At 64.7% G+C, this 14,365-nt stretch carries 9 protein-coding genes; 4 read left to right on the forward strand and 5 right to left on the reverse strand.

The features are described from left to right. Positions 1–9 precede the first annotated feature (9 nt). Positions 10–1,176, reverse strand: coding sequence for a bifunctional glutamate N-acetyltransferase/amino-acid acetyltransferase ArgJ (gene argJ, locus ABD884_RS15115; protein ID WP_345047297.1), 1,167 nt, complete (start codon positions 1,174–1,176; stop codon positions 10–12). Further along, the gene (gene argC / locus ABD884_RS15120) at positions 1,173–2,204 is read right to left on the reverse strand and encodes an N-acetyl-gamma-glutamyl-phosphate reductase (RefSeq protein WP_345047301.1); all 1,032 of its coding nucleotides are present in this window, start codon (positions 2,202–2,204) and stop codon (positions 1,173–1,175) included. The genes argJ and argC overlap by 4 nt, the downstream gene beginning before the upstream one ends. A 175-nt stretch (positions 2,205–2,379) precedes the next feature. On the opposite strand from argC, the gene ABD884_RS15125 reads away from it, so the two are divergent. The 4 genes from ABD884_RS15125 to ABD884_RS15140 all read left to right on the forward strand — a co-directional run bounded on the left by ABD884_RS15125 (position 2,380) and on the right by ABD884_RS15140 (position 10,025). Beyond that, positions 2,380–3,468 carry a fatty acid desaturase family protein gene (locus ABD884_RS15125; RefSeq protein WP_345054866.1) on the forward strand — a complete coding sequence of 363 codons (1,089 nt, stop codon included), beginning with the start codon at positions 2,380–2,382 and terminating at the stop codon, positions 3,466–3,468. A 135-nt stretch (positions 3,469–3,603) separates the two neighbouring features. Next, positions 3,604–4,569: a quinone oxidoreductase family protein gene (locus tag ABD884_RS15130; RefSeq protein ID WP_345047304.1), complete on the forward strand. Its 966-nt coding sequence runs from the start codon at positions 3,604–3,606 to the stop codon at positions 4,567–4,569. Positions 4,570–4,632: 63 nt separating this feature from the next. Beyond that, complete coding sequence (locus ABD884_RS15135; RefSeq protein ID WP_345047307.1) at positions 4,633–8,565, forward strand: Pls/PosA family non-ribosomal peptide synthetase; 3,933 nt, start codon at positions 4,633–4,635, stop codon at positions 8,563–8,565. An 80-nt stretch (positions 8,566–8,645) separates the two neighbouring features. Continuing rightward, positions 8,646–10,025: a M1 family metallopeptidase gene (locus tag ABD884_RS15140; protein ID WP_345047311.1), complete on the forward strand. Its 1,380-nt coding sequence runs from the start codon at positions 8,646–8,648 to the stop codon at positions 10,023–10,025. 30 nt (positions 10,026–10,055) lie between these two features. On the opposite strand, the gene ABD884_RS15145 is transcribed toward ABD884_RS15140, so the two are convergent. Genes ABD884_RS15145 through pheS form a run of 3 tightly spaced genes read right to left on the reverse strand, consistent with a single transcriptional unit; the run spans position 10,056 to position 14,361 of the window. Then, positions 10,056–10,700, reverse strand: a complete 645-nt coding sequence (locus ABD884_RS15145) for a 4'-phosphopantetheinyl transferase family protein (RefSeq protein ID WP_345047316.1) — start codon at positions 10,698–10,700, stop codon at positions 10,056–10,058. 47 nt (positions 10,701–10,747) lie between these two features. Then, positions 10,748–13,297 (reverse strand): phenylalanine--tRNA ligase subunit beta, encoded by a 2,550-nt coding sequence (gene pheT, locus ABD884_RS15150; protein WP_345047318.1) that lies wholly within the window; start codon positions 13,295–13,297, stop codon positions 10,748–10,750. 2 nt (positions 13,298–13,299) lie between these two features. Then, positions 13,300–14,361, reverse strand: coding sequence for a phenylalanine--tRNA ligase subunit alpha (pheS, locus tag ABD884_RS15155; RefSeq protein ID WP_028266649.1), 1,062 nt, complete (start codon positions 14,359–14,361; stop codon positions 13,300–13,302). Positions 14,362–14,365 lie beyond the last annotated feature (4 nt).

Below are 14,365 nucleotides of genomic sequence, written 5' to 3' on the forward strand. Positions count from 1 at the left end.
CATCTCCGGCTAGCTCGAGTAGGCGCTGTTCTCATGCACGTATTCGTGCGTGAGGTCGTTGGTCCAGATGGTGGCCTCGGCATCGCCGGCCTGCAGGTCGATCTCCACGAGTACCTCGCGGGGTTCAAGGTCCACGAGGTTGCGGTCGTCGCCGATGCTGCCGTTGCGGCAGATCTGGATGCCGTTCATGGAGACGTTGAGCTGGTCCGGTTCGAAGACGGCATCCGTCGTGCCCACCGAGGACAGGACACGGCCCCAGTTGGGGTCCTTGCCGAAGATGGCGGTCTTGAAGAGGTTGGAGCGGGCCACGGCGCGGCTGACGATTTCGGCGTCGCGTTCGCTGGCTGCGTTGAAGGTGCGGATGGCGATGTCGTGGCTGGCACCTTCGGCATCGCCGATCAGCTTGCGGGCAAGTTCGGCGCATACCTGGGTGATACCGGCACCGAGTTGTTCGGCGGACGGGATTGCCTCGGAGGCCCCGGAGGCGAGCAGGACGACCGTGTCATTGGTGGACATACATCCGTCCGAGTCCGCGCGGTCAAAGGTGACGCGCGTGGCGTCGCGGAGTACGACGTCGAGTTCCTCCGCCGGGACCTGGGCATCCGTGGTGAGCACCACCAGCATGGTCGCAAGACCCGGCGCCAACATGCCGGCACCCTTCGCGATGCCACCGACTGTGAAGGTCTTGCCTTCAGCGTCGGTCCCGGTGAAGACTGCTTCCTTCGCAACACTGTCAGTGGTCATGATCGCCGTAGCAGCGGCGCCGCCGCCGTTTTCGGAGAGCTCCGCAAAAGCGGCGTCGATGCCGGGGATGATCTTGTCCATGGGCAGTTGCGCACCGATGAGGCCCGTGGAGCAGACCACGACGTCGGAGGCGGAGATCCCGAGGACGGCCGCCACTTTTTCGGCGGTCGCGTGCGTGTTTTGGAATCCTTGGGGACCGGTGCAGGCGTTGGCCCCACCGGAATTCAGTACCACTGCATCCACGCGTCCGTCAGAGACAACCTGGCGGGACCAGTGCACGGGAGCAGCGGCCACTCGGTTGGACGTGAAAACGGCGGCGGCGGCTTTGAGCGGGCCGTCATTGACGACGAGGGCGAGGTCGGGATTACCGGATGCCTTGATGCCGGCCTTAATGCCGGCGGCCCGGAATCCTTGGGGGGCGGTGATGGTCACGGGGCGACTCCTTGGACGTTGAGGCCGGCGGATTCGTCCAGGCCGAGGGCAATATTCATGGACTGCACAGCGCCGCCTGCGGTCCCCTTGGTCAGATTGTCGATGGCGCACGTGACGATCACGCGGCCCGAATGCTCGTCGAACGCCAGTTGCATGACGGCGTGGTTGGACCCCTGCACCGACTTGGTGGTAGGCCACTGGCCTTCGGGCAGCAAGTGGACAAACGGTTCGTCGTCGTAGGCTTCCGCCCAGGCGCTGCGGAGTTCGGCGGCGGTGACGCCGGCCTTGACCTTGGCCGTCGCCGTGCTCAGGATGCCGCGGCTCATGGGCGCGAGGGTGGGAGTGAAGGACACTGTGACCGGTTCACCGGCGGCATTGGAGAGTCCTTGTTCAATCTCCGGGGTGTGGCGGTGGCCGCCGCCCACGCCATAGGGACTCATGGAGCCCATGACCTCGGAACCGATGAGGTTGACCTTGGCCGCCTTGCCGGCACCCGAGGTGCCGGAGGCGGAAACAATCACGACGTCGTCCGGCTGGAGAAGCTTGTTGGCGAAGCCGGGCGTGAGGGCGAGGAGGGCCGAGGTCGGGTAGCAGCCGGGTACGGCAATCCGCTTCGCGCCCTTCAGGGCGTCGCGCTGCCCGGGGAGTTCCGGCAGCCCGTAAGGCCAGGTCCCGGCATGGGCCGAGCCGTAGAACTTTTCCCACACTGCCGGGTCTTCGAGCCGGTGGTCCGCGCCGGCGTCGATCACCAGCGTGCCTTCCGGCAACTGTGCTGCGATCTCGGCCGAGGCCCCATGCGGGAGCGCCAGGAATACGACGTCGTGGCCCCCAAGGTTTTCCACGCTGGTGTCTTCGAGAATCCGACTGGCCAAACCATGGAGATGCGGCTGCAACTCGCCTAGTCTGGAACCGGCGTTGCTGTGCGCCGTGATGGCACCGATAGTGACGTCCGGATGCCCTGCCAGGAGGCGCAGCACCTCTCCCCCGGCATAGCCGCTGGCACCGGAGACGGCAACAGAAATAGTCATGGCAAGACTATACAGCAAAACTATTCATAGTTGCCGATATTTATGCATGCGTCTTTCCGGCAAGGTCGCGCCGGGCACGGTCGATCCGGGCGTATGCTGGATAGAGGGTGATCTAGACCGTGCAACCGATCGTCGGTTGCAGCGTTGCCCGTTAATCATTACGGGGCAACTGCATATGTCACCGACGTCCACCACGGAACTTCCCGCCAAGAGCGTCCGGCAACCCAACGCCGTCGTGCTGAGCTATTCCGAACTCCTTAAGACAGTCCGCGCGGAAGGGCTCTTGAAGCGTCGCGTCGGCTTTTACGTCAGCGTCTTCGCTGCGCTGGTCCTCTTGTTGACCGGCACTTGGTTCGGCTTCGCCCTCATCGGGCACAGCTGGTACCAACTCCTCATCGCAGCGGCCCTCGGCATTCTCTGCACCCAATTGAGCTTCCTGGCCCACGAGGCCGGCCACCGCCAGATTTTTGCCTCCCGCCGGGCCAATGACTGGTCTGCGCGCATCCTGGCCACTTCGGTTGCCGGCATCAGTTACTCCTGGTGGGAACAGAAGCACGGCGCACACCACAACAACCCGAACGTGATTTCCAAGGACCCGGACATCAAGACCGGCGCCCTGGCGTTCCACGTTGAAGCCGCAGCCGGAAGGAACGGACGCTTCGCGTTCCTCACCCGCAGGCAAGGCTGGTTCTTCTTCCCGCTCCTGATGCTGCTGGGCATCAGCCTGCAGTGGGAGTCCTTGATGTACATCCTGCGGCCCGGAGCCATCAAGCACCGCTGGGTAGAGACCCCCATCCTCCTGGCACGCCTTCTCGCGCTGCCGGTCCTTGCCTTCACCTTCCTGCCGCTTGGCATGGCATTTGCCTTCCTGGGCGTCCAGATTATGGTGTTCGGCTTCTACATGGGCGCTTCCTTCGCCCCGAACCACAAGGGCATGCCGGTCCTGCCGACCGACTCCCGCGTCGATTTCCTGCGCCGCCAGATTCTGACTGCCAGGAACATCTCCGGCGGACCCTTCATGAATATCCTCCTGGGCGGCCTCAACCACCAGGCGGAACACCACCTTTTCCCCGACATGGCACGCCCCCACTTGCGCCGCGCCTCGGAGATCGTTCGAAGCTACTGCGAAAAGCACTCCATTGCCTACACCGAAACCACGTTGATGCAGTCGTACGCAATCGTCGTACGCTACCTCAATGAGGTAGGACTCGCCGCCGGCCGCGGCTTTGACTGCCCTGTTGCTTCCGCGCACGGTAGAGGCTGACACGCACCGAAGACCACCGGGCACGTCACGGCGAACCACGTCGCTCAGCCGCTGACTGGACACTCGACGGACTCCGTTCCCTAGGATGGTTGTGTGAATGCGGGCACGAAAGTGCCTCGACGGAGAAGGAGAATCATGACGCATGCGATCATTGCCCGGCAAGCCGGAGGACCCGAAGTCCTCGAACTCACCGAAGCAGAGGTTCCGGCCCCGGGTCCGCGCCAGCTCCTCGTCAAAGTTGCAGCTGCCGGAGTGAACTTCATTGACACCTACCAACGCAGCGGCATCTACAAGGTTGAGTATCCGTTCACCCCGGGCTCCGAGGCGGCAGGCACCGTGGAGGCCATCGGTGCAGGCGTTGAGGACTTCGCCGTCGGGGACAGGGTCGCTACCGCTGAAGGATCCCGCAGCTATGCGGGTTACACCCTGGTAGACGCGGACAAGGCCCTTCCGGTTCCGGACGGCGTCGACGACCACACCGCAGCCGCCCTTCCGCTGCAGGGAATGACCGCGCACTACCTGATCAATTCCTCGTTCCGGGTCGAGCCGGGACACACTGTCCTGACCCATGCCGGTGCTGGCGGGGTGGGTCTCATCCTGACCCAATTGCTCAAGGCGCGCGGCGCCCGTGTCATCACCACTGTCTCTTCGGACGAGAAGGAAGTCTTGGCTCGGCAGGCCGGCGCGGATGAGGTCCTGCGTTACGCCGGATTTGCCGACAAAGTCCGTGAACTGACCGACGGCGAAGGGGTCCACGTCGTGTACGACGGCGTCGGCAAGGACACCTTCGACGATTCGCTTGCGAGCCTGCGCATCCGTGGCTCGCTCGTCCTTTTCGGGGCAGCCTCCGGGCCTGTGCCTCCCTTCGATCCCCAGCGGCTGAACGCCGGCGGATCGTTGTCCCTCACCCGCCCCACCCTCGCCCACTTCCTGCAGAACCCGCAGGAGCGGCGCTGGCGTTCGGCCGAAGTCTTCGGCGCTGCAGCCAGCGGCGCGCTCAAAGTCCGGATTGGCGGAACCTACCCGCTCGCCGAAGCCGCGCAGGCCCACCGCGACCTGGAAGGCCGCCAGACCACGGGCAAGCTACTGTTGATCCCATAGTCGGAGCAACGGCCACGGGACCGCTGACACTTTTTGTTCACCTCAATCCGAGAAGCTTCGAACGTGACCCAGGAACATGACATCCCGGCGGATCGCCTGGAACTCCAAGCGGTGCACCTGCCCCAACTGCAGGGCGCGTCAGCCGTGCCGCCACCGCGGACGCTCATCGAAATCATCGATGACACGGCAAGGTCTTATCCGGAAGCATCTGCCATCGACGACGGGCGCAAGTCACTCAGTTACTCCGAGCTCATGGCGCAGGTGCGCGGTTTTGCCGCCACGCTCAATGCAGCGGGACTTGGCCCCGGAGACACGATCGGCGTGCGGATTCCGTCCGGCACCAACGATCTCTACATCGCCATCCTGGCAATCCTTTCGATCGCGGCCGCCTATGTACCTGTAGACGCAGACGATCCCGAGGAACGGGCACGGCTCGTTTTCAAGGAAGCCAAGGTGACTGCGGTCATCACAAAAGGCCGCAAGATCGAGCTTTCCGGGGAGCGTCCGACGCCGCACCCTACCCCCCGCGCACCAGGCCTGGATGACGATTCCTGGATCATTTTCACCTCCGGCTCCACAGGCACGCCGAAGGGCGTCGCGGTTCAGCACCGCTCGTCGGCCGCGTTTGTCGACGCCGAAGCCCGGCTCTTCCTCCAGGAAGATCCCATCGGACCACAGGACCGGGTCTTGGCCGGCCTTTCAGTAGCCTTCGACGCCTCATGCGAAGAGATGTGGCTGGCATGGCGGCACGGCGCCTGCCTCGTGCCCGCTCCGCGTGCCCTGGTGCGCTCCGGCATGGACCTTGGTCCGTGGCTGATCAACCACGGCATCACGGTAGTGTCCACCGTTCCCACGCTCGCAGCCTTGTGGCCCGCCGAATCGCTTGAAAACGTGCGCCTGCTCATCTTCGGGGGCGAAGCCTGCCCTCCCGAGCTCGCCGAACGACTCGCGGTGGACGGCCGCGAATTGTGGAACACCTATGGGCCCACCGAAGCAACGGTGGTCGCTTGCGCGGCCCCTCTCGGGGGTGACGGCCCCGTTCGGATCGGCTTGCCCCTGGACGGCTGGGACCTCGCCGTTGTCGACGCCGCCGGGGTTCCCGTCCCGGAAGGCGAGACGGGCGAGCTGATCATTGGCGGCGTCGGACTGGCCCGCTACCTCGATCCGGCCAAGGACGCCGAAAAGTATGCCCCGATGCCATCCCTGGGCTGGCAACGGGCGTACCGCTCCGGCGACCTGGTCCGCTACGAGAAAGCAGGCCTCATCTTCCAAGGCCGCGCGGACGAGCAGGTCAAGCTCGGCGGCCGGAGGATCGAACTCGGTGAGATCGACGCCGCGCTGCAGGCCTTGCCGGGCGTCGCAGGGGCCGCCGCGGCAGTCCGTACGACGGCGGCCGGGAACCAGCTGCTTGTCGGTTACCTGGCGCCCGCCGGGTCCGAGGATATCGACCTCACGGCTTCGCGCGTGCTGCTGACCGAGAGCCTTCCGGCTGCGCTGATTCCCCTGTTGACGGTGGTCGATTCCATCCCGACAAAGACCAGTGGAAAAGTTGACAGGCATTCCCTCCCCTGGCCGTTGGCGGGTGCGGGAGCCGCCGATGCGGAGAAGGCACCGCTCAACCTGCCCGAAGACGCCCAATGGGTGGTTGAACAATGGGAGAGCGTCCTCGGCTCCAGCGTCACCTCGCTCGACGCCGATTTCTTCGCCTATGGCGGCGGCTCCCTCGCTGCGGCACAGCTCGTCTCGGCCCTCCGCGTGCGCTACCCCACCGTCACGGTGGCGGAGGTCTACGCCACCCCTCGGGTGGGTGCCCTGATCGACGCCGCGCGGCAGTCGTTGCCCGAAGGCGGTATCCAAGGTCCACCGGCAGAACGCACCGTTCGCCCGACCTCCCGGAAATCGCAAATCTTCCAGACCCTCATGGGCATCTTCCTCAACATTCTGGTGGGCATGCGTTGGCTCACCTACCTCATGGCCGCCAATCGCCTGCTCGCGGACTACGCCGGATTCTCTGCGGCTCCGGTGGTGTCCTGGTGGTGGATCCTGGCGTCCTGGCTGGTGTTCGTCAGCCCGCCGGGCCGCATGGCCATATCGATTCTGGCTGCGCGCATTCTGCTGCGTGGTGTCCACGCCGGTACCTACCCGCGTTCGGGCAAAGTGCACTTGAAGTTGTGGCTGGCCGAGCAGATCCAGGACCTCTCGGGTGCCATCAGCCTGGCCAGCGCGCCGTGGGTTCCCTACTACGCCAAGGCACTGGGGGCGAAGATCGGGAACAACGTCCAACTGCACTCCTTGCCCCCGGTCACGGGGCTGCTTTCCCTGGGAAGCGGCTGCAACATCGAACCCGAAGTGGATCTCTCCGCCTGGTGGATCGACGGCGACTACGTCCACATCGGTGCCATCCATGTGGGTGCCGGCGCAACCGTGGGCTCCCGCAGTACGCTCATGCCCGGAACGAGCGTTGGCGCCGGTGCCCGGGTGGAGCCTGGTTCCGCCGTTCTAGGCAAGGTCAAAGCCGGACACCTCGTTGCCGGGTCCCCCGCCCAACGCCGTGGCAAAGCCAAGAATGATTGGCCGGAGACGCCGTCGTCGCACCACCTGATTGGCCGGCTCTGGTTCGCGGCGTTCGCGACCGCCTCGGCATTGCTGGCCCTGATCCCCTACGTCTCGGCACTTGCCGGCGCCAGCGTAGTCGTGGCCTTTATCCAGGGCAGGAACTCCTTGCAGGACGCCTTCCCGGAGCTTTTGTTCGCCATCCCTTTGGCCGCACTCGCCTGGTTCCTGTGCAATCTCCTGCTCATCCTGGGCACTACGCGGATGCTCGGCATCGGCCTCAAGGAAGGGTATTACCGCGTTCGCAGCCGGGTGGGTTGGCAGGTCTGGGCAACTGAACGCGTCCTGGACCTGGCCCGGGACCTGCTCTTCCCCATCTACGCCAGCCTGTTCACACCTGTTTGGCTGCGCCTCCTCGGTGCGAAAGTCGGCCGCAATGTGGAAGCCTCCACCGTGCTTCTACTGCCGCGCATGACAACAATCGGCGAAGGCGCCTTCCTCGCGGACGACACCATGGTGGCCTCCTACGAGCTCGGCGGTGGTTGGATGAAGATTGGGCCCGCCAAGATCGGCAAACGCTCCTTCCTCGGCAATTCGGGCATGACGGCCGCGGGCCGGAGCGTCCCCAAGAACTCACTGGTCGCGGTGCTGTCTGCAACGCCTGCCAAGGCAAAATCCGGCACCTCATGGCTGGGCAGTCCGCCCGTCAGGCTGCGCCGGACCGCCGTCGATGCCGACCAGAGCCTCACCTTCAACCCGCCGCTGGCCCTCAAGACCAAACGGGCCCTGTGGGAATTGTGCCGCTTGGTACCGGTCATCCTCACGGTGGCGATCGCCGTCGGCATCATGTGGGTCCTTGACTGGATTGCTTCGGAATCCTCCTACTGGCTCGCAGCCGTCCTGGGCGGCGTCGTTATCCTCGCCGCGGGTGCCGTGGCCGCGGCGAGTTCGGTCGCCGCGAAATGGATCCTTGTGGGCCGCATCAAGGCGGGCGAGCATCCCCTGTGGAGTTCGTTCATCTGGCGGAATGAGGTGGTGGACACCTTCATCGAGATGGTCAGCGCCCCGTGGTTCGCGCGTTCAGCATCCGGTACACCGGCGTTGGTGTGGTGGCTCCGGGCGCTTGGCGCAAAAATCGGCCGGGGTACCTGGTGCGAAAGCTACTGGCTGCCCGAAGCCGACCTCGTCACCCTTGGCGAAAGTTCCACCGTCAACCGTGGCTGCGTGGTCCAGACACACCTCTTCCACGACCGCATCATGAGCATCGATACCGTGGTTCTCGGAGACGGCGCCACTATGGGACCGCACGGGGTCATCCTGCCGCGCGCCAGCATCGGAGCAGGCGGAACGGTAGGGCCGGCGTCGCTCGTCATGCGAGGTGAAACTGTTCCCGCCGGTACGTACTGGATGGGCAACCCGGTCAGCCCATGGTCTGGACCGTAGCGTAGATTAGCAAGTGGGCTTATGAAATACCAGCCATGACCACACCAGCACAACCAGCTACACGGAGGCAGCCAGCGCATATGAGCCCTAGCGAACCAGGAATAACCAAAATTGCCGCCGATGCCTACACCCTGCATCACGGGAGCATGGCATTCCAGGTGCTGCGGTATGAATTGGACCTGGACTACAGTTTGGGTAGCAATCGGCTCAACGGCCGCGCGGTGCTTCGCTGTGTGGCACGTGAGGACACGGACTCGCTGATCCTGGACCTGGTGGGCCTGAAGGCTTCCAAGATCCTGGTGGATGGCAAGAAGGTCCCGAGGTTCAGCCCACGCGGCGAGCACCTCGTGATCACCGTCAAGGAACCGCTGGCAGCAGGCCAGTCATTCACCGTTGAACTCCGTTACGACGGCAATCCCAAGCCGCGCAGGGGCCTGTGGGGCGAAGTAGGCTGGGAAGAGCTCGACGACGGCGTCCTGGTTGCGGGGCAGCCGAACGGCGCTGCGTCCTGGTTCCCCTGCAACGACCACCCGCAGCACAAGTCCAGCTATTTGATCAGCATCACCACTGATGACAACTACCGCGCCATCTGCAATGGCCGCCTCGTATCGCACAGCAAGAAATCGAGCCGTGAGACCTGGGTCTATGAACAGGCCGAGCCGATGGCGAGCTATCTCGCCACGGTGCAGATCGGACGATACAAGCTCCACCAGCTCAGCCCTTCCGTCGCCCGGGCCGGCCTTGGAACAGCACATCATGCCGAGGTCCCGCGGCACAGTCCGGTGCCCCAATTCGTCGCCGTGGCGCCCGGCTTGTTGACCGAGGCCCGGGAAGGACTGGCTCGGCAAGCCGACATGATGCGCACCTTCGAGGACTGTTTCGGTCCGTATCCTTTTACGGAATACACCGCCGTCGTCACCGAGGACGAACTGGAAATCCCCCTCGAGGCCCAGACCCTCTCCATCTTTGGCCGGAACCACATGGAACAGTCGTGGGAGGCGCAACGCCTCATCGCCCACGAATTGTCCCACCAGTGGTTCGGCAATTCGCTCACCGTGAGCAGTTGGCGTGATATCTGGCTGCACGAGGGCTTCGCCTGCTATGCGGAATGGATCTGGTCCGAAGAGGCCGGAGTCATGTCCCTCGCGACCCGCGCGAGGGCCGCGTGGCGAAAGCTTGACGCCGGCGCCCAGGACCTGGTGATCGGCGACCCCGGACCGGAGCGGATGTTCGATGACCGTGTCTACAAGCGCGGCGCACTGGCCCTCCACGCCGTACGGCTTGCGTGCGGTGACGCCGTGTTCTTTGGCTTGTTGCGGCATTGGACCGAGACCAAGCGCCACAGTTCGGTGTCCACGGCTGAATTCATCGCCACGGCCAACGCCTTCGTTCCGGGACTCGACGCCGCACGTGTACTGGAGCCCTGGCTTTATCGGGCGAGGCTCCCGGCTTTGAGCTGATCCACCTTCAGCTGGTCCAACGCAGTTCAGCTAGTGGGAGGTTGCTGCGAGGGCGGCAACCAGTCCGGCCGGAAGATCCCGACCGTCAGCGCTGGCAGGGAGTTCAAGATCCCACAGCCCCGGCCTTTCCAGCACGTCGAAAGAATCAGGGCTCACCCGGAGCCCTTCGCCTGTCATCTTCAACCAAGCTTCCTTGCGCGCCCACAAACGAGCGCGCTCGTTCGCCCGGCGACCCGGTTCCACCGCGTCGAGATGGCGGTGCTCGCGTATGGTCAGGGCGACGTCGTCGAAGCCGGCAAATTCGGTGCCCGCAGCATTTTCCACATCAACTCCCAGCCTGAGCCCGGGTTCCGGATGCACGACGGCGGCAAACAGCACCCAGCCCGACGCCCGCGAGGCGCTGAGCAGCAATGGTGCGGGGCCGCCGTCGAGCAGGTATCCTGGCCGGCCATGAGCAATATCCGGACCAGCACCACACTCCGGGCACTCATAGGCGGCCTGGAGCTTCGAAGCGGGAACCCCCAGGAGCGTTGCGGCAAAGTTCTGCTGGGCCACCCTGGACGCCAGGAATTCCAGCCGTAGGACGGGGGCCATGGCGTCTCCCCGAAGGGTCTCGGCCGGAGACAGCAATTCCGCCGCCATCTGCTCGATGGCGGCGGAATCAGCAGGATCCAAGGACTGGATGTGAACAGCCAGCCCTTGGATCCCGGTGTTGATACTGATCAGCGCTGGACTGCTCCGAATCGCTCCGCGGCGACTGCGACGGCGGCCTCGCGGGCCTCCGACGCCTCATCGGCGGTCAGGGTGCGGTCCATGGCACGGAAGCGCAGCCCGAAAGCAAGCGACTTCTTGCCCTCCTCGATACCCTGGCCCGCGTAGACATCGAACAAGGCGACGTCTTCGAGAAGTTCGCCCGCGCCTTCCCGGAGGGCAGCCAGTACTGCGTCCGCTGGGATCTCCTGCGGCACCACCAGGGCAACGTCCTGCGTCGCCACCGGGAAACCGGAGATGTGCTTGGCAACAATGACGTCCGGGGCGGCGTCGAAGATCGCGTCCACGTTGAGCTCAAGTGCCACTGAACGCGCCGGCATGTCATGGGCGGCGAGTAGTTTGGGGTGCAATTCGCCGGCGTAGCCCACTACGTCACCCGAACGGAGCGCGAGCTGGGCGGCGCGGCCCGGGTGGAACGCCTGGTGGCTGCCTTGGCTGACCACGAGCTCGACGCCGAGGACGTCGCCGATGAGCCGGGCAACATCAAGGGCGTCGGCCCAGTCCCAAGCGCGCGGTTTGTGTTCCGCGGCAGCCGGGGAATCATGGCCGGTCAAAACGGCGGCGATGTACAGCGGCTGGTCCGGGACGCCGTCGTACAGTCCATCGAGTACCTCGGCGGAAGGCTTGACACCCAGCGGCGGGATGGAGGCAGTGCCCAGTTGACCGTCGGGAAGGAACACCGATCCTGCCTCGAAGAGGGCGAGGTCGCGGAAACCGCGGGAGTGGTTGCGGCGGGCAACCTCTATCAGGCCAGGAAGCACAGAAGTGCGGAGGAACCCGTGTTCCTCGCTGATCGGGTTGGCCAGTTTGAGGGCGGTACGCGCCGCGCCTTCCTCGGCCACGCCGAACACATCATTGGCTGACTTGGAGACGAACGGATAGGAGAGGACTTCGGTCAGCCCTGCGTCCGCCAGGGCCTGGACCACACGGCGTTTCTGCTGTTGGGTCCGGGTCAGGCCGCGGCCGGGAGGTGCCACGGGCAGCGTGGCCGGGATGTTGTCGTAGCCCACCAGCCTTGCGATTTCCTCGGCGAGGTCTTCCTTGGTTTCCAGGTCATTGCGCCAGCTCGGTGCCGTGACGACGTAGGCGCCGACCATCTCGTCCTTCAGCACGATGGCACCGAGGTCCCTCAGGGAACCCGTGATCTGGCCATCCGTGAAATCGATTCCGATCCGGGCGGCCGCATAGCCGGCCGGCAGCTCGATGGTCAGTGCGTCGGGGGCGGTCCCGACGTCGGTCCCGGCTTCGTCAGCCGTTCCACCCGCCAGTTCAACCAGGAGGTCGACGACGCGCTGCGCCGCGATGTTAGCAACCTGCCAATCGACGCCGCGCTCAAAGCGCTTGGACGCCTCCGAGGGCAGCTTGTGCCGGCGACGGGACCGGGCGATCGAAACCTCATCGAAGTGCGCAGCCTCGACCAGGACGTTGGTGGTCGAAGCGGAGACCTCGGTGTTGGCCCCGCCCATCACGCCAGCGATGCCGATCGCACCGGAACCGTCGGTAATCAGGAGATCTTCGACGTCGAGCGCACGCACCTTGCCGTCGAGGGTGGTGATCTTCTCCCCGGCCACGGCGCGGCGGACCACGATGTCGCCCGAGAGCTTGTCGAGATCGTAGCAGTGGTTCGGCTGGCCGAGTTCGAGCATCACATAGTTGGAGATGTCCACGGGCAGCGAAATGGAGCGGATGCCGGCCAAGCGCAGGCGCGAAACCATCCATGGCGGGGTGGGGCGGGTAGCGTCCACGCCGCGGACCGTGCGGGCCACGAAGCGGTCGCACCCGGGATTGCCGTAGATGGGGGCGTCGTCGTTGAGCTTGACGCCATAACCACCGGAGAGTGCCGCCGGGGCGTTGACCCTGGCGGCGGGGTCCGTGAAGACAGTTCCGGTGGCGTGGGCATATTCGCGGGCGACGCCACGGATCGAGAACGCGTAACCACGGTCCGGAGTGACGTTGATTTCGGCTGCTTCATCGTAGAGGCCAAGCAGCGCCATGGCATCGGTGCCGATCTCTGGATCCAGGCCGATGCGGGAGAGCACCAGGATGCCGTCGTGGTCCTCACCGATGCCAAGTTCACGTACCGAGGCGATCATGCCTGCGGACAAATGACCGTAGGTCTTGCGAGCCGAGATGTGGAAGTCGCCCGGCAGCACTGCTCCCGGGAGAGTCACCACGACTTTGTCCCCCTCGACGAAGTTGTGGGCACCGCAAATGATGCCCTGCACGCCGGAGGGGTCGATGCCCTCGCCGGTCAGGGTCTGCTCTTGCCCTTCAGGAACAACGCGGACCTGGCACCAGTTAATGGTCTTGCCGTTGGACTGCGGCTCCTTGACGAGGCTCAGCACCTGACCCACCACAATGGGACCCTTGAGGGCATCCGTCGGGCGGTGGACGGCTTCTTCTTCAAAACCGACCTTGACGAGTTCCGCCATGACCTCTTCGGCCGTGGCGTCGGCCGGAACCTGCGCGAATTCACGCAGCCAGGAAAGTGGAATACGCACTGTTAGATCTCCATCCCGAAGTGCTCGCTGAAACGTACATCGCCCTCGATCATGTCGCGCATGTCGCCGACCTCGTTGCGGAACATGAGGGTGCGCTCGATGCCCATGCCGAAGGCAAAGCCTGAATATTCGTCCGGATCGATACCGGCGGCGCGCAGGACGTTGGGATTGACCATGCCGCAGCCGCCCCACTCGATCCAGCGGGGACCTCCCTTGGCACCCGGGTGCCAAATGTCCAGTTCCGCGGACGGCTCAGTGAACGGGAAGTAGTTGGGACGAAGTCGGATCTGTGCCTCGTCACCGAACATCTGCCGTGCGAAGTGTTCCAGGGTGCCACGCAGGTCGGCCATGCTCAGCTTCTTGTCGATGGCCAGGCCTTCGAACTGGTGGAACACGGGCGTGTGGGTGGCATCCAGTTCATCGGTGCGGAAAACCTTGCCCGGGCACAGCACGTAGATGGGAACTTCACGCTCCAACATGGAGCGGACCTGCACCGGGGAGGTGTGGGTGCGCATGAGCAGGTGCGCCTCGGGAGGTTCCACGAAGAACGTGTCCTGCATTTCGCGTGCCGGGTGGTCAGGCTTGAAGTTAAGGGCATCGAAGTTGAACCACTCGGATTCGACTTCCGGCCCTTCGGCGATTTCCCAACCCATGCCGACGAAGATGTCCGCAACGCGGTCCTGCAGCGTGGACAGCGGGTGGCGGGCGCCGGCACGGCGGCGCCGCGGCGCTGCCGTGACGTCGACGGTTTCCTCCACGAGGATACGGGCGTCGTTCTCGGCTTCGAGCACAGCGGTACGGGCTGCGAGCGCCTGGTTGACGCGGCCACGGGAAGAACCCATGAGCTTGCCTGCAGCGGCCTTTTGTTCTTTGGCCAAACTACCGATTTCCCGGTTGGCAAGGCTCAAGGGCGACTTCTCGCCGGTGTGCGCCAAGCGGACGGCCTTGAGTTCTTCGAGGGAGGATGCGGCGGCAATCGCGGCGACGGCTTCCTCAACGGCAGCGGTGATGGCGGCTTCATCCAAAGGGTTCGGGATGGCAGCGCCCGGCAAAGTGTCAGTCATCTAC

The organism is Arthrobacter methylotrophus, from assembly GCF_039539965.1.
Classification (GTDB): domain Bacteria; phylum Actinomycetota; class Actinomycetes; order Actinomycetales; family Micrococcaceae; genus Arthrobacter; species Arthrobacter methylotrophus.